The organism is Vibrio sp. R10-SF1-ISO8 (genome assembly GCF_059833805.1).
Window position 1 is genome coordinate 199,661 of record NZ_JCBDHL010000012.1, and the last position, 21,330, is coordinate 220,990.

The window sequence follows — 21,330 nt, forward strand, 5'->3', positions numbered from 1 at the left end:
AGCTTTTAACGGAGAAACCTCTATGACACAACCAATCAAATTAACACTTTACCGCTGGGCTGGCAGTTGGGGGCCATTCAAAGTCAACATTCCTTGCGGGGAGTGTACTCTGACCAAAGATATCCTTAAGGACACATTCGAAAATGAACTTGCCGGTATCCCAGTCGAGCTTGAAGTGAAAGATTGGTTATCTCACTGGTGGGAACCCTTGAAAGTAGGTTCATGGCACGCGCCCATTCTGATGGTCGAAGGCAAAGTAGTAAGCCAAGGGGAAGCGCTAAACCGTGGCGTGCTCGTGCAATCTATTATTCAAGAATGGACTAAGCGCGATACTCTAAAAGGCAACATTGTTTATGGTAAGGCAACTTGCCCTTACTGTGTCAAAGCGAAAAAGATCTTAGATGAAGCGGGCATTGAATACGAATACTACGATGTCGTTAAAGACAGCGCAGCCCTTTATCGAATGATCCCTGAAGTAAAAGCTATCATTGGTGAGAAGACGCCGGTTACCGTTCCTCAAATCTGGCTGGATGGTCATTACATTGGTGGTGCCGACAACCTCTCCGCTTGGATTGAAGAGAAAGGGCTAAGCACAGTGCCAGACAACGTGGTTTCTCTGTAATACCAATCGGGATAAATAGCTGATCAGATAATTGCGCAGGAAAAATCGCTTAGAGCAAGGCATAGATTGCAGCTGGCTAGTTGATCTACCTACAAAATCTATAACGCAGCTATCAGCGATTTTGACCAGCAAGAATGACCAGATATTTATTCTGGTTGGTATAAGCTTTCCACCAAGCAAAAACGACAAAGCCCCGCTGATTGTGCGGGGCTTTGTTTCAATGAGCCAGACAGCTTCGCTCGCCTCACTCATAAAATCCTTTTCAACTACGCGCTGATTACTTTCTTCATCATACGTTTGATAAAAGATGTCTTCTTCGCTTTAGGCTTGCCGTAAAGAGCATCTTGCATGGCTTGCTTAGCGATCATCTGGCCTAGATATGCGTTGCCTAATTCGTGATTCATGATTATCTCCTCAAAGTAAGGAGTGTGATTTTAATCACAATTAGATTAAAAACAAGATATAAATCACATTAAATTTAACAACTAAGCACGCTTTGGCTGTTGATAGGTTTTTCCAGCCACTTGGTAGGTATCTTTGCGCTTCACATCAAACATGACATCAAAGAACCAAGCAACAAAACGGATCACATCATCGCCTTCATCCATTACATGCTCAACAAACTCTTGTTCTTCACCTTGCTCATTAGCCTGTACTGTTACGTGATAGATACGCTTAGCGCCATCGACTTCTGCCAACGCAAATTGCCCAGTTAGTGACTCAGCGGCTTCCGCCACTTCTTGGTCTTCGCTTGCTTTCAGTACTTCGAGTGCTTGCGGCAAGTTCTCTTTATCGCATAGTGACTTGACTAGCGTTTCAAAATCTTTAAGTTCCATTGATCCAGTCTCAACATAGAAATTTGCGGGCATTGTATACCCAACGCGTGATCAAGCAAACTTTTGCTGAGCGATGATAAGCTTTTTCGAAGATATAAGAACCAAACCCATCGTAGTCGCCGAGATGAGATAGAAAACTCCCATGCTCATTTGACTTTGCACCCAGTGCTCAATCAAATAGCCACCAAATGCTCCCGACAAGCACATTTGTACAGCTCCTGACAATGCAGACACTGAACCAGCCTGCCGTTTATGTGGCTCAAGCAACATACTGATAGAAAGAGGAGTGGAAAGACCTTGTGCAATCGTCAGCAAAGTAAACGCCGACACAAGATTAAACAGAGTAACTTCCGTAACCAGTAACCACAGACCAGAGAGCATCATCGTCGAAATGGCTAATGCAAGGATCTGCTTGGTATCTAGATATCGGTTCACCACATTAAGCAGTAAGCTACCCATCATTAAACCAGCTGACGGTATGATCATGACCGAGCCATACTCTGCAGCCGTCAGACCAAGCTGATGTTGCAATATAAACGGCATAACAGATAACGACACAACACTCGCAAGGTAAGTCACCCAGTTATAGCTCGCACTGGAAATAACCTGCTTATTAGTCATTAAGCCGCCATAGTTTTTAATCACACTCACCAAATTGAATTGTGTCTTTCCATAAGTCATGGTTTCTGGAAGAACGAAGTAACCTAAAGTAAAAATGGCGATTAGATAGAGTAAGACGAACATAAACACCGCTTCCCACCCCAAGTAGAAAGCAATCCAACCACCCATAACAGGCGCGATGATCGGCATAACAGAAGCAGTGACAGAAATGTAGGATAACGCTTTAGTTAACTGCGCCCCTTCGTAGCTATCTCGGAGCACACTTCGACCAAGAACTGAGGCACTGCCAGCCCCTAACCCCTGCAAAAAACGCCCAATAATCAACACAGTTAAGTTATCGGTGAAAGTAACGCACATTACAGTTGCGACTAAATAGATCCCCTGACCGAGTATAAATACGGGGCGTCGACCAATGGCGTCTGACAAAGGGCCGTAAAAGAGTTGAGATAGGCCAAAAGCGACGAGAAAAACGGTGACCAAAAGTTGTACGTCGGCTTGCCCAACATTCAGGCTGTTACTGATCATTGGCAATGACGGAAGGTAGATACTGACACCAACTTGTCCAGTTGCGATGATCATCATTGCTAACAATATAGGTGTTTTCTTCATAGTAGCTCCTTAACAAACCGACAATAATGTCAGTTTAAATTAGCCACTATTCAATGATAATATACCGCTATGGAAAGTGATTAGTTCCCAAAAAGAAACAATAAGGTGGCGTTATGGATTGGATTCAAAGTGTGCAGAGTTATATTCGTGTCGTTGATGAAGGCAGTTTTAATGGCGCAGCAAGAACCCTTAACACCACCAGCTCAGCGATCAGTAAACGTATCCACTGGCTGGAAGAACGTATTGGCGTTCAGTTGTTAAAACGTACCACTCGTTCAGTCACGCAAACTGAAGCGGGAGCTTTATTTTATGAGCGTGCCAAAGTCCAACTTGATGGCTGGCAATCCATTGTTGACGAAACACGCTCGGTATCTCAGACGCCAGCAGGGTTACTTAAAATAGGCGCAACTCTGGCGGTAGGATCAAAGTTTTTGGTTCAGTACTTGAACGACTTTTTGCAGATGTATCCTGACATTCGCATTCAACTGATCACAACCACGCCCGGTCAATTACCAACGTTGAGTTTGGATCTGTTTATCAGCCGTGAAATTGAACAACTCAACTCGCTGAGTTTTAAAGCCACTCCCCTTTTTGAGCATCGAGCTGGTTTCTATGCGTCACCAAGTTATATTGAGCAGTTTGGCGAGCCGCAAAGCTTTAAAGAGCTTACTCAACACAACATGTTGGTATGGGGAGAGAGAACCCAACGTGAGATTTCCCTGACCAATGGACATAAGATTTTGCTCAATGGCAACTTCGCTACGTCTAATCCTGAAGCTCTTTTTTATGCCGCAAAAAGTGGAATGGGACTGCTGCTCACCAACGACGTAATGATCAAAGAAGATCTTAAGCTCGGAGCGCTAAAGCGTATTCTCCCGGACATAACTGCTGATGAAGCAACAGTTTACGCCTACTATCCAAAACTCGACTATCAGCATACACGTACTAAACTGTTTTTGGACTACTTAAAAGAGCGCCTTTCCAACCAACAGTAATCTTTATCTACCGAACGAAAAACCTATATTTGGCATTTGCATTAATATGCGACACGTACCATATTTAATGAGTAACTAGATTGATAATTAAGTGATACAAATCACAATAACAGTGAGTTACCGATATGGTTAGGACAACGTCAGTACAGAACTCGTTAAGCGTCGAGACGATTAACGATACGCTCAGCCTCGATGGCCAAGATCTTCTCAACAAAGCTACGTTGGAGCTTCAGCAATACTCGAACTCATTTTGTACATGCATTATTGAACTTGATCAGTTTACCAACCGATCAACACTTCTTGCCTCTTCTAGCGGTGTAAAGTTGAAACGGGATGATTATCTCGCGCCACTGACTCACAGCACGTGTACCTTTGTCATTAAGTCTAATCAGGACTATATCGTCTGCGATGCTGATGCCAAAAAGCTCCACCCTCATGAGCAATATATTTCTGAGCATGATATTGAATCGTACTTAGCAATTCCCCTTAAAACCCGCAATGGCGAAGTTTTAGGGATACTATTGTCTGCTTATACTCGCGCTTTAGATCCTAAAAGCAGAGAGGAGCTGATATATAACCACAAGCTATTTGCCAATATCGTCACCCATAACCTTAAGTCAAAATGGCTAACGGCACGCTCAGAGATGCTCGTTGATCAACTCAGTTATGAAGTTTCTCACGATAACCTCACGGGGCTACTTAACAGAAGCTATCTCTCAGATAAGCTTGAGAGACTCAGCGAAACGCAAAACATTCCATTTACGCTAGCCTATTTAGACATTGATAATTTCAAGTCAATTAACGACTTGTATGGGAATTATATAGGTGATCAGCTTATAAAGTTTGTTGCCAATACCATCAAGGAAACGATAAAAGACGAGCAGTTTGCATTTCGAATTGCCGGCGATGAGTTTGCTTTTATCACGCAAGCCAGCGATCCGTTTAAAGTCTGCTACACCATCATTAAAAACCTAGAAAAAGGCTACCAAGATCCTTCACACAAAATTAAGTTCACAGCGAGTATTGGCTTAGCAAAAAACATTAATCAAAGCCTGTCCGCCGACCAAATTATTCTCAATGCCAGTCTCGCTCTGAAGGATTGTAAGCAATCTCGTCACGTTCACGTGCAATGTTACGATACCCACTTAAGTGCTCAATACTATCGTAAAGCATTGATCATTGACGCACTCAGAACAGAACTCGCTAAAGAGTCCATTAGTGATAGCGAACTATATGTCGCAGTGCAGCCCATTGTTGAGCGTGACAATAACAATTGGGACTACTTCGAAGTTCTCGCCCGTTGGCAAAGCCATGCTCTTGGGACAATTTCACCACTAGAGTTTATCGATGCCGCGGAGCAATCTGGGCTTATTGTCGAGTTGGGTGAGCACATCGTAGAATTGGCCTGTAAGGCGAAGCTGGCTCTGGAGAATGGACTGGGTCATAGCGTTCGACTGAGCCTTAATTGCTCCGCGCACGAGCTGCACAATTCGAATCGCTATTTACAGCACCTACTCAACACCATAAAGCACTACGGCTTTAAACCCGATGAGTTCACCATTGAGCTTACGGAAACGGTGCTACTATCACAAACCGAGGAAGTGAAAAAGATCCTCAACAAGCTGAGATTCCTTGGCTTTAAAGTCGCACTCGATGACTTTGGTACTGGATATTCAAGCCTTAACTATATCCATAGCTATCCAATCGACTGCATTAAAATCGATGCTACCTTTATCCGGAATATGCATACCAATGAAACCGCCGAACGTGTGGTATGGCTTATCGTACAACTTGCCAAACAATTGAATCTCTCGTTGGTCGCAGAGGGCGTTGAGGATCAAGAAGCGCTAGAGAAGCTTTATGACATGGGGTGTAGTCAAATTCAGGGTTACTACTTCTCAAAGCCTGATAAACCGCAAAACATTATTAGTCAAAGCTTTGAACGAATTACCCAACAACAACAAGTGTCTAACGGATAGGTTTTGATTAGGAAAGGTAAGCTTTCGCTTAAAAAGGTACTTCAACCTGCATCATAAAATCACCGTCATACTGTTCATGCCAACGGTAGTCGAGTCGCATGCGTGGTGTTCCGGCATCCATATCGCCAAAGCCGAGGCTCAGCTGTACACCATGGCTTCTGATCCAGTTTTCGGTGTCCATCTCTTTGAGTTTATCTTCCAACTCATTAGGCACCCAAACTCCAACACCAAAGTAATTGGACGAGGCATTATTTGAAATCAGTGGATTGGTCTCATGACCAAACAACCAATCAGACCAATAAGAGGAGTGATCGGTTTTCTCTGCGAGGGTCAGTTCCATAAAGGCTTCGTTTGCTACAGTATCATCTATCTCCAAATCGAAGATTGTGGTACACGATGGCTTAGTGCCTTCAAGCATTAACGAATGTGCAGATACATCCTCTTGATAAAGCTCGCAAGCCGCAACAAGGGGAGAGAACGATAACATCACCCATATCATTCCACACCTAAACATTCACACCTCAAATATATAGAACGCAATCCTATTTAATAATACTCCTTTTCGATTAATTTGCGTAATACTTTTAGCGTAACAAGATGTGAAATATCTTTGTGCTGTTTAAGGGCATTGCGAATATCGGTACTTCTCACTTTTACTTTTTCAGGGCAACATAAAAGAGACCAGCGATTGACGATTTCTTCTGCTTTATGAAACTTAGCAAAGTTAAGTAAGTTATCTGGACCCATAACAAAGGTTAATTCACTGTCTGGGTATTGAACTTGCAAAGCTTCAAGTACGGCATAAGTCGTTACACTACTTTCTGGTGAATAAAGAGACTCTTCAATCGTAGATCGCTCTACGTTATTCACGTGCAAGTCTTCAATAAAAGCATCAACCAGGTCGCATCGAGCACTGTATTCCAACATCTGTTTACCCCAAGCGTGAGCAATGCTTGGCAGTAGCAAAACCCGGTCAAAATGGGTTAATGACTCGATCACGCTCTTGTGGCCCAGACTTGGTGGGTTAAAAGCGCTTCCAAATACAGCAATTTTGCTCATTTTATTCATTTACTCTTTATTGAAAACCGTGATCACAGTTTTCTAATTCCTTGATTGCGGTATGATATAGGCACGTGACTTTAACACGTTCACTTCAGCATAAATATGCCTTGCTGAGGTAGACCTGTTAAGGCTACCAACTTTACTACCCAATTTTAAACTACATTGCTTGCAGGAAGGAAACATAATGGAACAGTTGATTCGCGATGAAATGCGCGTTCTGCCGTCGATCGACCCTCATTTTGAGATAACACGTCGCGTCGACTTTATTAAGCGAAAACTTCAAGAAGCCGGATGCAAATCTCTAGTTCTTGGTATCAGTGGTGGTGTTGACTCAACGACCTGTGGTCGATTAGCGCAGCTAGCTGTTGAGCAGTTAAATGAAGAGTCTAATGGCGGCTACCAATTTATCGCAGTTCGACTGCCTTACGGCGAGCAGAAAGACGAAGATGAAGCGCAGCTCGCTCTTCAGTTTATTCAGCCATCTCACTCTGTTTCCGTTAACATTAAAGCAGGTGTAGACGGCCTTCACGCGGCAAGTCATACCGCACTTGAAGGGACTGGGTTACTTCCTGAAGATAAAGCCAAAGTAGATTTTGTAAAAGGGAACGTTAAAGCCCGTGCGCGAATGGTCGCTCAATACGAAATTGCAGGTTATGTCGGTGGTTTAGTGATTGGTACTGACCATTCTGCCGAAAACATCACTGGCTTCTACACCAAATTTGGTGACGGCGCTTGTGACCTTGCCCCTCTATTTGGTCTTAGTAAACGTCAAGTACGTGAAGTTGCCGCAACACTAGGTGCGCCAGAGTTGTTGGTTAAGAAAGTTCCTACGGCGGACTTAGAAGAGTTAGATCCACAAAAAGCGGACGAAGATGCGCTTAATCTTACCTACGAACAGATTGATGATTTCCTAGAAGGTAAGCCAGTATCTGCGGAAGTGACCGAGCGCTTAATTCAGATTTACAAAGTGACTCAGCACAAGCGTCAACCAATACCTACCATTTACGATTAACGTAAAAACAAAATAGCCTCTCGATTGAGAGGCTATTTTCTATTCTTTTTGCCTAAGGGCGATTCTTAACCGGATTCGCGTAGCTAGCCACTAAAAATGGCTGCGCGTCTTGCGGTAATAAATTGAGCTTGTCAGCCATTGTGGCTTTCACATCATCACTCACGTCTTCGTTACCTGCTGCGAGCTGATTGATAGGGAACAGTTTGTAGTTAGCATGTACTTGGCGATCAATCTCTTCGGCTAGTGCCTCTGGTGTTTCGAAGTCTTGCTCTATCACGTCACCAAACGCCACATGCACATGACCTTTATCACCCACGATGCCTTGGATAATGCTTTCAATATCTTCGAACTCACCTTTTTCATAGCTTCCGACAGAGTCTTTAGCGTGCAGTTCAATCGCTTTGGCAATATCACAAGGGTCATTCTCGTATGAGATCGCAACTGGCACAATCTTCAAAGATTTAATGTACTCTGGGAACGAAAGCTTTTGTTTACGACCTTCCACGTGAAACATTTTTAGGATTGCAGGATCGGTAAAGTCGTTGCCGTCTTTTGCGCGACCTTCTTTTTGTGCAATCCAAATCGAGTGACCTGTATCTAATGAGTGTTTGATGTAGCCTGACAACGTCCCCAATGCCTTCATCATCTCACGCGGCCCCTTGGCCGAGCGCTTAACAATAAAGCTTTTGTTGAGCTTCATTAGCTCAGTCGCACAAGGCTTTTTCAGTAGGTTATCACCAATCGCAATGCGCACGGTTTTATGACCACTTTGAAACAAACCATAGTTAACAAGTGCAGGATCCATCGCGATATCACGGTGATTAGAAACAAAAAGGTACGCTTGATCTGGATCTAGGTTTTCTAGGCCGCTGTATGTGACACCTTTGGTGGTTGTTTTAAGCGTTTGATCAAGATACTTCTTTACCTCTAACTGAATCGTCTCAACTGAGTTCAGTTTTGACCACTTCATCTTAAGGTAAATCTTAACCATTGGAGACATTAAGGTCTTGAACCAGCCTGCATGGTTAGAAAAGCGATGCTGTAAAATAGCACTGATGAATTCTTCATCGTTAACTAAGCGGTCAATTGCCGCTGGAATCTCGTCATCATTGTAAGGACGAATTTCAATAAATGGGTCAGTGTTTGTCGTCATTATTTTATACATTAGGTAAAAAGCGGGACTATTCTACGCATAGAAACGTTTCTTGGCAGCTATAGTTCTCTCAGATTCGTTAAGGTCAGACCAGACTAATTATTCGAATTTGCGCCATGACTTGCACAAAGTTGGCTTTTTTTCCAAGAAACGTTAATCTTAGCGCCCCGTAACGAGAGACAAATTCCATGCACCACGCTATATCTTTTCAATCTGAACTGAACGACTTTCTCATTTGTACGCCACGTAAGAAGTCGCTAAAACATCAACTTATCAGCGTTAAGCAAGGTTTGGTGTTAGTCAAACTTGGAAAGTTGGAGTATGCCGTGGAAGCAGGTCAGTCGTTCTGGCTACCGTTTGACACACTTACCTCGCTCACTTACACGCCTAATACCATTACACACTCCGTCAGTGTTTCTTGCCGAGTTAGAGCAACGTTTCCTAAACAGGGTGGCTATATCCAGGCAGGGGAGCTCCTGTCAGCACTAATAAACCGTTTAGAAGGGCTCAATGGTCAACATGAACGTCAAGTTGATCTGCTTAAAGTCGTACAAAGCGAACTTACAACGCTTAAGCCTGAGCTAAAAGAGACTCGATACACAAAGCAGATTAATCAGTGGCAAGTCGATAAAGAGTCCTCTCTCTCCAATGAACTAAAGTTGGTATTGCGAGTCCGTGAAGCAAACAAGCAGATGCAATCTGGTAAGAAACGTCCTGTAGTTGTTGATTCTTTGTTTGATGGCAATGATGCTTTGCTGACGAGCCTTGAGCAAACCATTCTAGGTCAGCAAATATCATAAAAGTTCACGCTTTTACTGGCTGAATACCCATTTCATAACTATAAATCTATAAGTAACTGCTTTATTTATAGAAGAGGATTGTGAAATGAAATTCAGCCATAAGATTGTGGCCGCTTCGTCTGTCTTGCTTTTAGCGACTGTCACCCTTCTAACCTTGCAACAATATTACACCGTTAAAAACGAAATTAAGACGCAAGTAACCTCAAGCGTTACAGAAATCGTAGACGGCGTTCGAAACACTACCGCCGCAGAAATCAATGGACGTAAAGCTATCGCAGAGTACGCAACCAGCATGCTCGAAGTCGACTTGTCTCCCGACGCTGTCTCCGCTGTCATTACCCGCCCCATAGTAAAAGATACCTTTCTTTTGGCAGGCCTTGGTTTTGAGAGTGATGGTTCAAACATCAACAACGACCCCTCATGGAATCCGGGGCCTACTTGGGATCCTAGGGTTCGACCTTGGTACATTGACGCAAAAAACTCAGGAAAGCTTGTAATTACCGCCCCTTACGCCGACTCAGCCACAGGCGAGATATTGGTTTCAATTGCTACACCAGTTCGAGAAAACGGTCAGTTCATTGGAGCGATTTTTTATGATGTGAGCCTTGCTGCACTTGCTGAAGTCGTGAACAAAGTACAATTGTTCAATGCGGGCTATGTGTTTATTGTCGCCGGTGATGGTACAACCATTGCCCACCCCACTACTGAGTTAAACGGTAAACCTATGTCAGACTTCTTGGGCAATGCCCCTATCCAAGATGATCCGCAACAGGCAATGATTGATGGCAAGGCTTACACACTCGACTTTTCAAAAGTGCCTGGTGAAGATTGGTACATTGGCGTTGTTCTTGATGAAGAAGTGGCCTATCAGTCACTAGCAGACCTTCGCAACAGCTCAATTATCTACACCATCATAGCCTTGGTTATCAGTATTGTGATTCTGCTTGTTCTGATTAAGACCTTGATGCGCCCACTAGATACCTTAGGAGATGCGATTCAGGATGTCGCGACAGGACAAGGTGACTTAACCAAACGACTCGATACCAACACAGATCAAGAATTCTCTACTCTGGCTTTAGGGTTTAATGAGTTCACAGGAACCTTGCAACAACTGATCACGCAATCTAAAGCAATAGGGGAAGAGATTTTACGGGGCTCTGAAATGACCTCAATGGGGCTGCAAGAGTCGGCTTCAGCAATGCAGGATCAATTGCACGAGTTAGAGCAGCTCGCTACCGCCATGCATGAAATGGCCACCACCTCAGGTGATGTCGCCAATAATGCTCAAGGCGCAGCCGCCGCCGCACGTGAAGCCGATGAAGCCACCAGTACAGGTACAGCGGTAGTCAGTGAAACAACCCACGCGATCGACAACTTATCACAAAAAATCGACGAAGCCGTCGAAGAGGTGAAAGTCTTAGAATCAGCAACAGATAACATTGAAACCATCTTGAAGGTAATTAATGATATTGCTGATCAAACTAACCTACTCGCCCTTAACGCAGCAATTGAGGCAGCCCGCGCCGGCGAGTCTGGTCGAGGGTTCGCTGTGGTTGCTGATGAGGTTCGGACCTTGGCACAACGTACTCAAGAGTCAACAACTGAGATTCGCAACATGATTGAACAGCTTCAAGCCGGTGCTAGTTCTGTCTCAAATGCGATGAACATGAGCAAGAGCACAGCCACCAATGCGGTTGAGCGAGCTCAAGAGGCGAATGTCGCACTGGAAAGCATCCGTGATGCAATTCAGCAGATCAGTGATATGAATATTCAAATCGCTTCCGCTGCAGAAGAACAGAGCTTGGTTGCCGAGGAAATTAACGGCAATACAGTGAAGATCAAAGATCTTTCAACTCAAGTAGCGGATGCCGCTGAGAATGCCAATATTGCTATGCAAGCACAAACAGAAAACATCCGAGAGCAAGACTCGATTTTGAATAAATTTACTGTTTAGACAAACACACTAACCAAGAGGCGCACTCGAATTGAGTGCGCCTACTTTGTTTCAAATTGCCACTAACATCATTGCCGTATTAGGTTCTACCACCGCGGTACACTGACCGTTTTGTGGTGCAAAACTGCCAAGCGACAACAAATCCATCCAATCTGACTGAGCCTTGAATTCTATGGTTTGTGGGCGTTTAGATTTGTTAATAATAACCAAACCTTCTTTGCCCCGGCTAAAGACCAATAGATCGTCTGAAGCCTCAACAATCTTCATTTGAGAGCCATGCATACGATTGTGAAAATCGATCGCTGCGATCATTTTTTCGTCTTTCCAAGCATCGACCCAGCGTGGATGCTTGTCTGAATTAACGATCCCACTCGTATCGAGGTCAGTGTATATCAGTGGTACTCCGCCATCTCTCCCGAGCAAGTAACAATACCCCAGCCACTCTTGGTTTTCGCTCATGACCAAGTTGGCGAAAACATCGTTGTTAGGAATATCGTGGGTGATGGCAAACGTAATTGCCCGCGATTCAGACAACGCTTGTCCGAAGCAATATGGGTCGACCAAGCTTTTTAAGCTGCCATCGACTTGCAGCGCATCATACATTGTCTGAAACAACGGGAAGTCATAGGCACCCAATCGAGTTTCAGCAAGATAGGGCTGTAAGAACAGCTCATACTCTGGCTGCGTTGCGCCACCGCTGGTAATAATTTCACCGAAGATATGAATATCTTGGCAAATCTCTTCCGTCCAAACCTGTTTTAGATGTTCTAAAGTCATGTGTTTAGCGGCATCAATGCGAAACCCTTTGACTCCCATACCTTTAAGCGCTTTAAGATAAGCCTGCTGTTGCTCAATAACGTGTGAGCAAACCCTTAATGTTGGTAAGCCTGGATCAGTAGGACCGCCAGTGATACGACCATTTTGCACTTGCCAGCGATCTTCCCAGTCTTCAATTCCAAACGCTTCGACAAAGTCGTCATGATCGAAAATGGGCTCACTTAAATCTCCAAACATGCGTTGATTCTGATAATAATCAGCAGATTGTTGGTAATCGAGCATGTCTGAGGCGTTTGGATACTTTAGATCTGTCCTTGTCGACGATTCGTTCGCCATATGGTTGAACACCACATCGGCGTAGACACCAACGCCATAAGACGACAATGTCTCCAACATGCTTTTAAATGTTTCTGTATTGCCAAGTTGATTATCGATCACTCGATAATCTTGCGGTTGATAGCGTTGCCACCACTTGGTCCCCGTTTCCCTTTTTAATGATTTCATTGGTGGTGAAACGAGTACGTACTTGTAGCCCGCTTGATGGATCTGTCGCGCTCGTTGTTCGACCATTGCATATGGCCAATCAAACGCGTGCAAAATCACATCAGTTGCGTGAGAACAGTTCATCACGATTTCCTTTACAAGATTCATAACACGATAACGATACCCAAATACCCTTAATTTCTACTTTTCAGTTCTTACGGCAAAGCCACTTGAGTATCTATAGTGAACACTGACTACCATCCTAACAAAGCATTCGCGCTAAGCTCTTCCCCCTTTGTCTATTTTTTTACGTAGTAGCTTTTAGGCGTAGATTACCGAAATAGTGAGGTATTTAGTAAAATCTCATTGAGGACAGCGCTATACTTTCATCTGAGCGGTACAAGGATGGATATATGAACAGAGTTCGGATTGATATTGTTTCTGATGTCGTTTGCCCATGGTGCATTATTGGCTACAAACGTCTAGAGCACGCGCTTGCCGCTCTGGCGGATGAAGTTGAAGCTGATATACAGTGGCACCCTTTTGAGCTAAACCCAGCAATGGGAGACGAAGGTCAAAATCTGCGAGAACACCTAGCTGAAAAGTATGGCACGACAACAGAAGCAAGTATCTCTGCGCGCGAAACTCTGACCAAGCTAGGTAACGAAGTAGGGTTTGAGTTCAACTTCAATGACGACTCTCGAATCTATAACACGCGCAAAGCCCACCAGCTTTTAATGTGGGCACAAAGCGAAGGTAAACAGTTCGACTTAGAGCTTGCTCTGTTTCAAGCCTATTTTACCGATGGTAAAGACATTAGCGACTCTCAAGTACTGATTGAATACGCCACTGAGTTAGGGCTAGAACAAGATATCGTCACAAGCGTCATAGAAGATGAAAGTTGGGCTGAAGCCGTTGCGTCTACAGAGCAACAATGGCTTGAAGCGGGTATCAATGCCGTTCCTGCAATCATCATTAATCGAAAGCACCTAATTTCCGGCGCGCAAACGACCGAACTACTAATATCGGCCATCAATCAGATTATCCAATCTCAAGAGTAGCGCTCATTTCTCCGCATTATCGCCACAACAAAGGATGTCAAAACCAAGTCAATCTTTCACGTTCTGCAAGATAATATTTGCCTGCCCTAAATGGGCACACTATGCTGTTTGACGTTTTCTACAACCATAATGATAAAGGCAAGGTAATGCGCAGTTCTTACACTTATCCAATCGGTACCCCTGGGCAAAAATGGGGTGACGCTGAGCGAATCGCTTGGCGTGAGCAAACCACGATTAAACGTGAATATCTAAAAGAAGTCGTTCCCAAGATTCAGGCACTTTCAGCGCAGTTTGATGTTGAGCAATATGGCGCCCTCTCTTATGACCAAGAGCGTTACCCGCTTTTCTGTATAAAGTCGAAAAACTGGCATGATAAGAAGCCAATTGTATTAGTCACAGGTGGCGTACATGGCTACGAAACCAGCGGAGTTCATGGTGCTTTAAAGTTTGCCGCCAACGAGATGGAAAAGTACAGCGAGCATTTCAACATTGTGATTGCTCCTTGTGTGAGCCCATGGGGCTATGAAGTGATCAACCGTTGGAACCCATTAGCGCTTGATCCAAACCGCTCTTTCTATCAAGACTCGCCTGCCGAAGAATCTGCAAACCTCATCAAGCTCGTTGCTTCATTAGGCCAAGATGTACTGGTTCACATTGACCTGCACGAAACCACAGATAGTGACGAAACCGAGTTTCGCCCTGCCCTAGCCGCCCGCGATGGTATCGAATACATTGAAGGTATGATTCCGGATGGTTTTTACACCGTAGGCGATACTGAGAACCCTCAGCCAGAGTTCCAAGCTGCGGTGATTGAATCAGTAAGTAAAGTGACTCACATCGCTCCAGCAGACGGTAAAGGGGAAATCATTGGTTCAGCTGTGGTTCAGCACGGCGTGATTAACTACCCAATGGTTAAGCTCGGCCTATGTGGCGGTGTAACGACCTGCACCTATGGCACCACTACGGAAGTTTACCCAGATAGCCCGAAAGTGACTGACGAAGAGTGTAATGACGCTCAAGTCGCTGCCATTGTCGGAGGCTTGGATTATGTAGTGGCACAACTACAGTAACCGCCCCTTATACTGCTCCGGGGTCTGCCCGGAGTATTTTTTAAACATAGCAATAAAAGGGCTAGCTTGGTTGTAACCTAGCGTGAGCGCAACCTCTTTCACTGAGTGGCCTTTGCGCAGTAACTCCATCGAATGTAAGTAGCGAACTCTTAATCGCCACTCGGTAAAGCTCATTCCTAATTCAGCTTGGCAGTGCCTTGCTAGCGTCCGCTCAGTGGTATGCACGCGTTCTGCCCAAACAGACAAGCTAGTGTTATCAATCGGGTTCTCTTCTACCGCAGCGAGAATCTTGGCAAGGTATTTATTGTCTGTAGATGGTAGAAAATGATGTTGAGTGTCTCGCGTGGCGAGTTGATCTAGTAGTACTTGAACCAAGCGCTTGTCTCGCTCTGATTGTGCAACGTTAATACTGCGCTGACGAAAGTCATCAATAATGGCTGATACTATCGGTGTGACTTTAATAAGACTGGTACAGTCTGGAAAGTTCTCTGTATGAGCTTGAGCGATGTTTAACGAACAGTACGACAGTGGCTTTCGGTTAAAACTGGTATGCATTATCCCAGCCGGGACCCAAATGGCTAAATGAGGTGGCGCTAAAAATCGAGTGTCTTCTGCCTCCATTTCTAAAATCCCCCCACTAATCAGCTGCACCTGCCCCCAAGGGTGGCTATGCATACGAGTTTCAGTATTGGAGAGAAATGCCTCGAAATTCATAAATACATCTGATGGTGCCTTATCAATTGATAACGAGGGATGAAGGTGTTTTGCAGACTTTCTCAAACTTGTCTTCCTATGACTCACAATGTCTTTTTAAAGATATATATAATTATATCGACCTGTCAGACTGGCTTCCACTAAAAATAATGCGATGGTGTTCACATGGTCTACCTACTTCCTTTTTTAACCGTATGTATATGGGGCGGCAACGCTATCGTAAACAAAATGGCGGCGAGTACCATTGAACCCAGCGCAATGAGCTTTTATCGCTGGTTTCTGGCGGTTGTCGTACTCACACCATTTTGCCTACCAAAAGTCATTCAACGCTGGGACGTAATACGCCCTTACTTGGCAAAACTTGCCTTTCTGTCAATGCTAGGTATGGTTTTGAATCAGTCGCTTTCCTATTACGCAGGATTAACAACTACAGCTTCGAATATGGCGCTAATTACTTCGTTGGTGCCATTGATTGCGATTTTTATGAGTGTACCGATTCTATCTAAGCCAATTTCCCCACTCAGTATCGTTGGTGGCGTGATAGCGTTAGCCGGACTGGCATTTATGCTGGGCAAAGGTGACGTGGTATTCTTTTTACATCAAGACATTACCCCTGGTGACGGCATTATGGTCGTCGCTTCCATTTGCTACGCTGCTTATTGCGTCCTTCTCAAGCGCTGGAAGATGCCTCTATCTAACTGGACGATGGTGTATATGCAGGGTTTGCTTGCCCTTGTCATGCTCACGCCACTATGGTTGACCAGCGAGCAGTTGTTGCCAAGCCAAGACGCGATACCTTTGATAGCTTACGCTGGTCTCGCAGCCTCAATTGCCGCTCCTTGGATGTGGGTTAAGGCGATTGATTTGATTGGCGCAGATTCGAGTGCAATGTTTATGAATTTAATGCCAGTCGTCGCTATAACTTTAGCTGCGACCATGTTAGGTGAGGCGGTATACAGCTACCATGTCATGGGCGGCTTACTTGTGGTATCTGGCGTAGTTCTTTCACAACTAAAATTCAAGCACTTAAGTAGAAAATCATTAGAAAATGTTAATCAGGTATAGGTACTTGAGGGGGAATGGGTATATGTTTGTAGTATCCAGCTTGCATATTGGACATTTACCAACAAAGCAAACTCTATACACAATAACAATATAACTGCGTCTGACATTGGCTAGACCTCATTACCATGATGGAGGTCAGATGATCGAATTGGAGCATATAGAAGAGATATATAATCACGACCAATTTACGTTGCATGAAGTTGTTCTGAATGAGATTGGCTCTTACGTATTCGTTAAGAATCGCCAAGGTGAATATCTTTACGCTAATCAACTGACCTTAGAGCTGTTTAATACCACGTTAAATGAGCTCAAAGGTAAAACTGACTACGCGTTTTTTGAACCACATATGTTAGCCGACATTCTCAAAACCGATGAGATGGTTTTTAACACTGGTCAAAAGGTGATCAACGAGGAGCGCGCTTTAGCCGTAACAGATGGCAGAGTCCGTGTTTACCGAGCCATCAAACAACCGATCATTCACTCTAAAACAAAGCAGGTCATCGGTCTTATTGGTGTTTCTACTGATATCACCGACATCGTAGAGCTAAGGGAAAAACTTGCAGAACAAGCTTACACGGATGAACTGACCAGACTCTATAACCGCCGTAAAATCTGGCAATGTTTTGAATCTTCTTATGAAAAGGCAAGGCAACAAGATTCTGCACTATCTTGCATCATCATAGATATTGACCACTTTAAGCGCGTCAACGATTCGTTTGGGCACGATTTTGGTGACAATGTGATAGTGGAACTTGCCAACATCATTCACAGTAACTTAAGAAAGAGCGATCACTGTGGTCGAGTCGGAGGTGAAGAGTTCTTGATAGTGCTTAACGATACAACAGGAAAAGAAGCCCTTGATGTTGCGGAGCGGCTGCGTCATCAATTTCTTGAATCAGAACTCAATATTTTAGAATCTCCATTTTCTTTAAGCTGTGGTGTTACCCAGCTCTCTCCCAACGACAGTGAGTTTTTAGATTTGTACCGTAGAGCTGACGATGCCCTATACAAAGCCAAACACCTAGGAAGAAATCGAAGTGTCATTGAGTAAAAATGTCGGCCCCTAATTCAGGGGCTGATTTAATTCAAATAGAAACTTAACTTACGACTTCGATATCGGTTTCTGGTACGCAGCAACAAGCCAGTGCAACACCCATATTACGCTCATGATCTTGCAAGGCTGGTACGTCCGGTTGATGCACTTTCCCTGACTCGACAGTCACTTTACATGCTCCACACAACCCAGCTCGGCAACTGTTTGCGATCGGTGCGCCTGCGTCTTCAGCTTGTTCAAGCAACGTTTTCTGGTTATTACCCACGAAGACATGACCATTAACACTCAAGGTAAGCTCTTTTAATGGCTGCTGAGAGGTTTGAGTGACTCCAAATGCTTCTTGGTGGTAGTTGTCTTCTGCTAGACCTTTCTTAAGTAACAAGTTTTTTGCTTTTTGCATGAAACCATCAGGCCCGCAGACAAAGACTTGTCTCTGTTCAACATCGCGAATTTGCTTCAAGTGTGCGAGCGTCAAGCGACCTTTTAAGCCAAACCAATCTGTTGGGGCTTGAGACAAGGAAAACAGCACCGTTAAGCCATCGTGTTTACGCCTTAACTCATCCAACTCTTCTTTACACGGAATATCTTCTACGCTGCTGCATTGATGGTAGAAGACGACGTCATCGACTTGATTGTGATCCGAAAGGTAACGGAGCATAGAAAGCATAGGTGTAACACCGCTACCCGCAGAAAGTAACAATATAGGCTGTCCATGTTTTTCACCCAAATGGAAACTACCATCAGGCTGTTCACACGTCAGAGTATCACCAATATTAAGATTGTCGCTGAGCCAATTTGACACGCGCCCGCCGTCAATTCGTTTAACGGATATTGCTAAACGCCCCGGACGAGAAGGACTTGAAGATAATGTATATCGGCGAGCAACATTCTCACCATCAATCTCAATCGAGATAGGTAAATGCTGACCAGGTTGATAGATAGGTAGTTCGCCGTGTTGAGGTTCAAGCCAAAAAGTGACGAAGTCACGGGCAATTTCTTCTCTTTCAACACACGTCATTAGTAACTGTTTAGGAGTATTGTCTGGGTAGAACTCTTTCTCTTTGTACTCCAAAACTTCAACTTTGTCGCCTTGATGAATCATCCCTTCATTTTTTGCAACTAAGTTTTGTCCAAAGAAAACACCACCAAGCTCATTAGCGCGGAACTGAGATAGAGTATTCAGCGGCTCTTTGCTCGTTCTCAACTCACCTCTTTCAACATCTACCGTGGTGAGTATGCAGCGCTCACAAGGTTTTACTGCTTCGAATTCCACCTCTCCAATACGAATGCGCTTCCAACTATCTTCTCCAAACGGTTCCGTGCCAGAAACGACAAGATTAGTACGAAACTGCTCCATTGAGTGAGCTTCTGGACTACGACGGTTTAGCTCTGCCAATGAAGCTTCACTGATCACTAACACTGGATAACCATCTGCAAAACTGACATTGTGGCCTAACTTCTCTCGGACCCGGTTAGATTGCTCGCCACTAAATAGTAGCTCAACACGTTGACCTAACACTTGGCTGAACCAATCATCAGCATCATCCGTTGTGGTATAAGCCGTGAAGTGATCTTTCCACACTTGAGCTGGCGCTTCCTGCATTTTGAAGTCCGCATAGCGAACTCTCAGCGGCGACTGACCTTGAGCGGTAAAGATCACTCCATCAGGTAGCAAACTTGAACGCACTTTGACCATCTGTGGATACTTTCGAGCCGTGACCATAGACCCATCAGAGAGTGCAAGCATAAATCGACGGTCAAACATCAGACCTTGCTTTTCAACCCAAGCCGTTGAGAGAGACAATCCACCCACAGATTTGACCGGATAGACATTGATTTGAGAAAGAGTTGGAGCTGACATTGCTTATCCTAAGCTAGAATTATTGTGCAGCCATTATACTTGATTTGATTGAATTTCTTCTACAAAACGTTATCCCATTGAGTTGTTCTCAGTTTTGATAATCTAGGTCTCTACACGTCAGATTCCACTTAATGTTGATAGATAAACCTTCGACTAATAGACATACTGGCTCCTATTAAGATAATGCGTCACACACCCTATACTCAATTCATGCACTCTAAGGATTCTAATTATGAACAAGCTTATTATGATTCTTCTTTGTATCTTCCTTCCCCCTGTTGCCGTTTTCATAGACAAGGGATTGAACAAAGATTTTCTGATTAATTTAATTCTTACATTTTTCTTTTTTATCCCGGGCTCTATTCATGCTCTATGGTTAACCGTCCGCTAAGCGTCTAATTACGCACAGATATACGACAAATAAGGCTTTCATCAAAAAAAGAGGATGAAATACATAGCGGTTTGCTCTATCATCCTGTCGCCTAAGCGTAAGCGTTTGCCTTCACAGTTTTCGCCCCGTTTAGGCTCCAATCAGACAACCTTTATTATGGTGGGAGCAATAATGACAACACTTACGATCACACGTCCTGACGACTGGCATGTTCATCTACGCGATGGTGAAGTTCTAAAGGATACTGTGCGAGATATTAGCCGCTACAATGGACGCGCGCTAATCATGCCGAATACCATCCCACCTGTTACCAATACCGAAATGGCACTGGCTTACCGCGAACGCATTATGGCTAAGAAGCCAAGCGAGCATTTTGAACCTCTAATGGCGCTTTACCTAACGGATAACACGACTCCAGATGAAATCCGTAAAGCAAAAGAATCCGGCGCTGTAGTAGCCGCTAAGCTTTATCCAGCAGGTGCGACTACCAACTCAGATTCCGGTGTCACCAACGCGAAGAATATCTACCACGTTCTTGAAGTAATGCAAGAAGTAGGAATGTTACTGCTGGTTCACGGTGAGGTGACGCATCACGATGTCGATATTTTTGACCGTGAAAAAGAGTTTTTAGATACCGTTCTTGCGCCAATCGTCAACGACTTCCCGAATCTAAAGATTGTTCTAGAACATATTACTACTGCTGATGCAGCGAGCTTTGTTAAAAACGCCAACGACAATGTTGCTGCGACGATTACCGCTCATCACTTACTCTACAACCGCAATCACATGCTGGTTGGCGGCATCAAACCCCACTTCTACTGTCTACCCATTCTTAAACGCAACACCCACCAGCAAGCGCTGATTGAAGCGGCAACGAGCGGCAGTAAGAAGTTTTTCCTAGGAACTGACTCAGCTCCACACACTAAAGGCATGAAAGAAGCCGCTTGTGGCTGTGCGGGTTCTTACACTGCGCACGCTGCGCTAGAGCTTTACACAGAAGTGTTTGAGCTAGAAGGTAAGCTAGAAAATCTAGAAGCATTTGCAAGCCACAACGGTCCGGATTTTTATGGTGTACCTCGTAACCAAGATACAGTAACACTAACCAAAGAAGCTTGGCCTGTAGCTGAAACGATGCCATTTGGTGGTGATGTCGTTGTGCCTATTCGCGCAGGTGAAGAGGTTAAGTGGACGGTTAAGTAAACACCTAATCT

General features: G+C 44.3%; 21 protein-coding genes. 12 read left to right on the forward strand and 9 right to left on the reverse strand.

Translation table 11 applies throughout. The features are described 5' to 3' along the window. Nucleotides 1–22: 22 nt before the first annotated feature. Entirely contained in the window at nt 23–622 is a 600-nt protein-coding gene (locus AC6R00_RS10280) for a glutaredoxin (RefSeq protein WP_486787743.1), read from the forward strand. 266 nt (nt 623–888) lie between these two features. Here the strand turns inward: AC6R00_RS10280 and AC6R00_RS10285 are convergent, their stop codons facing one another. The 3 genes from AC6R00_RS10285 to AC6R00_RS10295 all read right to left on the reverse strand — a co-directional run bounded on the left by AC6R00_RS10285 (nt 889) and on the right by AC6R00_RS10295 (nt 2,688). Beyond that, nucleotides 889–1,026: a hypothetical protein gene (locus AC6R00_RS10285; protein WP_004745434.1), complete on the reverse strand. Its 138-nt coding sequence runs from the start codon at nt 1,024–1,026 to the stop codon at nt 889–891. An 81-nt stretch (nt 1,027–1,107) separates the two neighbouring features. After that, nucleotides 1,108–1,458, reverse strand: a complete 351-nt coding sequence (locus AC6R00_RS10290) for a hypothetical protein (protein WP_500640345.1) — start codon at nt 1,456–1,458, stop codon at nt 1,108–1,110. Between the two features lie 51 nt (nt 1,459–1,509). Beyond that, nucleotides 1,510–2,688, reverse strand: a complete 1,179-nt coding sequence (locus AC6R00_RS10295) for a multidrug effflux MFS transporter (protein WP_500640346.1) — start codon at nt 2,686–2,688, stop codon at nt 1,510–1,512. 113 nt (nt 2,689–2,801) lie between these two features. Between AC6R00_RS10295 and AC6R00_RS10300 the strand changes: the two genes are divergently transcribed. Beyond that, nucleotides 2,802–3,683: a LysR family transcriptional regulator gene (locus AC6R00_RS10300; RefSeq protein WP_500640347.1), complete on the forward strand. Its 882-nt coding sequence runs from the start codon at nt 2,802–2,804 to the stop codon at nt 3,681–3,683. Between the two features lie 125 nt (nt 3,684–3,808). Continuing rightward, on the forward strand, nt 3,809–5,662 hold the full coding sequence (locus AC6R00_RS10305; protein ID WP_500640348.1) for a sensor domain-containing phosphodiesterase: 1,854 nt from the start codon (nt 3,809–3,811) through the stop codon (nt 5,660–5,662). A 28-nt stretch (nt 5,663–5,690) separates the two neighbouring features. Here AC6R00_RS10305 and AC6R00_RS10310 read toward each other — a convergent pair whose 3' ends face one another. Together AC6R00_RS10310 and AC6R00_RS10315 are read right to left on the reverse strand one after the other, a co-directional pair. After that, nucleotides 5,691–6,149, reverse strand: a complete 459-nt coding sequence (locus AC6R00_RS10310) for a hypothetical protein (protein ID WP_500640408.1) — start codon at nt 6,147–6,149, stop codon at nt 5,691–5,693. A gap of 59 nt (nt 6,150–6,208) precedes the next feature. Then, on the reverse strand, nt 6,209–6,721 hold the full coding sequence (locus AC6R00_RS10315; RefSeq protein WP_500640349.1) for a nicotinate-nicotinamide nucleotide adenylyltransferase: 513 nt from the start codon (nt 6,719–6,721) through the stop codon (nt 6,209–6,211). A gap of 187 nt (nt 6,722–6,908) precedes the next feature. Between AC6R00_RS10315 and nadE the strand changes: the two genes are divergently transcribed. Continuing rightward, a complete protein-coding gene (gene nadE / locus AC6R00_RS10320) occupies nt 6,909–7,736 on the forward strand; it encodes an NAD(+) synthase (protein ID WP_500640350.1) in 828 nt (275 codons plus the stop codon). A gap of 52 nt (nt 7,737–7,788) precedes the next feature. On the opposite strand, the gene AC6R00_RS10325 is transcribed toward nadE, so the two are convergent. Further along, nucleotides 7,789–8,889: a 1-acyl-sn-glycerol-3-phosphate acyltransferase gene (locus tag AC6R00_RS10325; RefSeq protein WP_500640351.1), complete on the reverse strand. Its 1,101-nt coding sequence runs from the start codon at nt 8,887–8,889 to the stop codon at nt 7,789–7,791. Between the two features lie 188 nt (nt 8,890–9,077). Here AC6R00_RS10325 and AC6R00_RS10330 point away from each other — a divergent pair, with 188 nt between their 5' ends. Next, entirely contained in the window at nt 9,078–9,689 is a 612-nt protein-coding gene (locus tag AC6R00_RS10330) for an AraC family transcriptional regulator (protein WP_500640352.1), read from the forward strand. A gap of 85 nt (nt 9,690–9,774) precedes the next feature. Next, entirely contained in the window at nt 9,775–11,643 is a 1,869-nt protein-coding gene (locus tag AC6R00_RS10335) for a methyl-accepting chemotaxis protein (protein ID WP_500640353.1), read from the forward strand. Nucleotides 11,644–11,694: 51 nt separating this feature from the next. Here the strand turns inward: AC6R00_RS10335 and AC6R00_RS10340 are convergent, their stop codons facing one another. Next, a complete protein-coding gene (locus AC6R00_RS10340) occupies nt 11,695–13,047 on the reverse strand; it encodes an alpha-amylase family protein (RefSeq protein WP_500640354.1) in 1,353 nt (450 codons plus the stop codon). Nucleotides 13,048–13,316: 269 nt separating this feature from the next. Here AC6R00_RS10340 and AC6R00_RS10345 point away from each other — a divergent pair, with 269 nt between their 5' ends. Together AC6R00_RS10345 and AC6R00_RS10350 are read left to right on the forward strand one after the other, a co-directional pair. After that, complete coding sequence (locus AC6R00_RS10345; protein WP_500640355.1) at nt 13,317–13,964, forward strand: DsbA family oxidoreductase; 648 nt, start codon at nt 13,317–13,319, stop codon at nt 13,962–13,964. A 146-nt stretch (nt 13,965–14,110) separates the two neighbouring features. Then, on the forward strand, nt 14,111–15,034 hold the full coding sequence (locus AC6R00_RS10350; protein WP_500640409.1) for a M14 family metallopeptidase: 924 nt from the start codon (nt 14,111–14,113) through the stop codon (nt 15,032–15,034). Here AC6R00_RS10350 and AC6R00_RS10355 read toward each other — a convergent pair. After that, nucleotides 15,026–15,814, reverse strand: a complete 789-nt coding sequence (locus tag AC6R00_RS10355) for an AraC family transcriptional regulator (protein WP_500640356.1) — start codon at nt 15,812–15,814, stop codon at nt 15,026–15,028. The two genes, AC6R00_RS10350 and AC6R00_RS10355, sit on opposite strands and share 9 nt — an antisense overlap. A gap of 99 nt (nt 15,815–15,913) precedes the next feature. On the opposite strand from AC6R00_RS10355, the gene AC6R00_RS10360 reads away from it, so the two are divergent. Next, the gene (locus AC6R00_RS10360; RefSeq protein WP_500640357.1) at nt 15,914–16,813 is read left to right on the forward strand and encodes a DMT family transporter; all 900 of its coding nucleotides are present in this window, start codon (nt 15,914–15,916) and stop codon (nt 16,811–16,813) included. Between the two features lie 139 nt (nt 16,814–16,952). Beyond that, nucleotides 16,953–17,864 (forward strand): sensor domain-containing diguanylate cyclase, encoded by a 912-nt coding sequence (locus AC6R00_RS10365; RefSeq protein ID WP_500640358.1) that lies wholly within the window; start codon nt 16,953–16,955, stop codon nt 17,862–17,864. A 46-nt stretch (nt 17,865–17,910) separates the two neighbouring features. Here AC6R00_RS10365 and AC6R00_RS10370 read toward each other — a convergent pair whose 3' ends face one another. Beyond that, nucleotides 17,911–19,728 carry an MOSC N-terminal beta barrel domain-containing protein gene (locus AC6R00_RS10370; RefSeq protein ID WP_500640359.1) on the reverse strand — a complete coding sequence of 606 codons (1,818 nt, stop codon included), beginning with the start codon at nt 19,726–19,728 and terminating at the stop codon, nt 17,911–17,913. 232 nt (nt 19,729–19,960) lie between these two features. On the opposite strand from AC6R00_RS10370, the gene AC6R00_RS10375 reads away from it, so the two are divergent. Together AC6R00_RS10375 and pyrC are read left to right on the forward strand one after the other, a co-directional pair. Beyond that, nucleotides 19,961–20,119, forward strand: a complete 159-nt coding sequence (locus AC6R00_RS10375; RefSeq protein ID WP_500640360.1) for a YqaE/Pmp3 family membrane protein — start codon at nt 19,961–19,963, stop codon at nt 20,117–20,119. Nucleotides 20,120–20,290: 171 nt separating this feature from the next. After that, nucleotides 20,291–21,319: a dihydroorotase gene (pyrC, locus tag AC6R00_RS10380; RefSeq protein ID WP_500640361.1), complete on the forward strand. Its 1,029-nt coding sequence runs from the start codon at nt 20,291–20,293 to the stop codon at nt 21,317–21,319. Nucleotides 21,320–21,330: the final 11 nt, after the last annotated feature.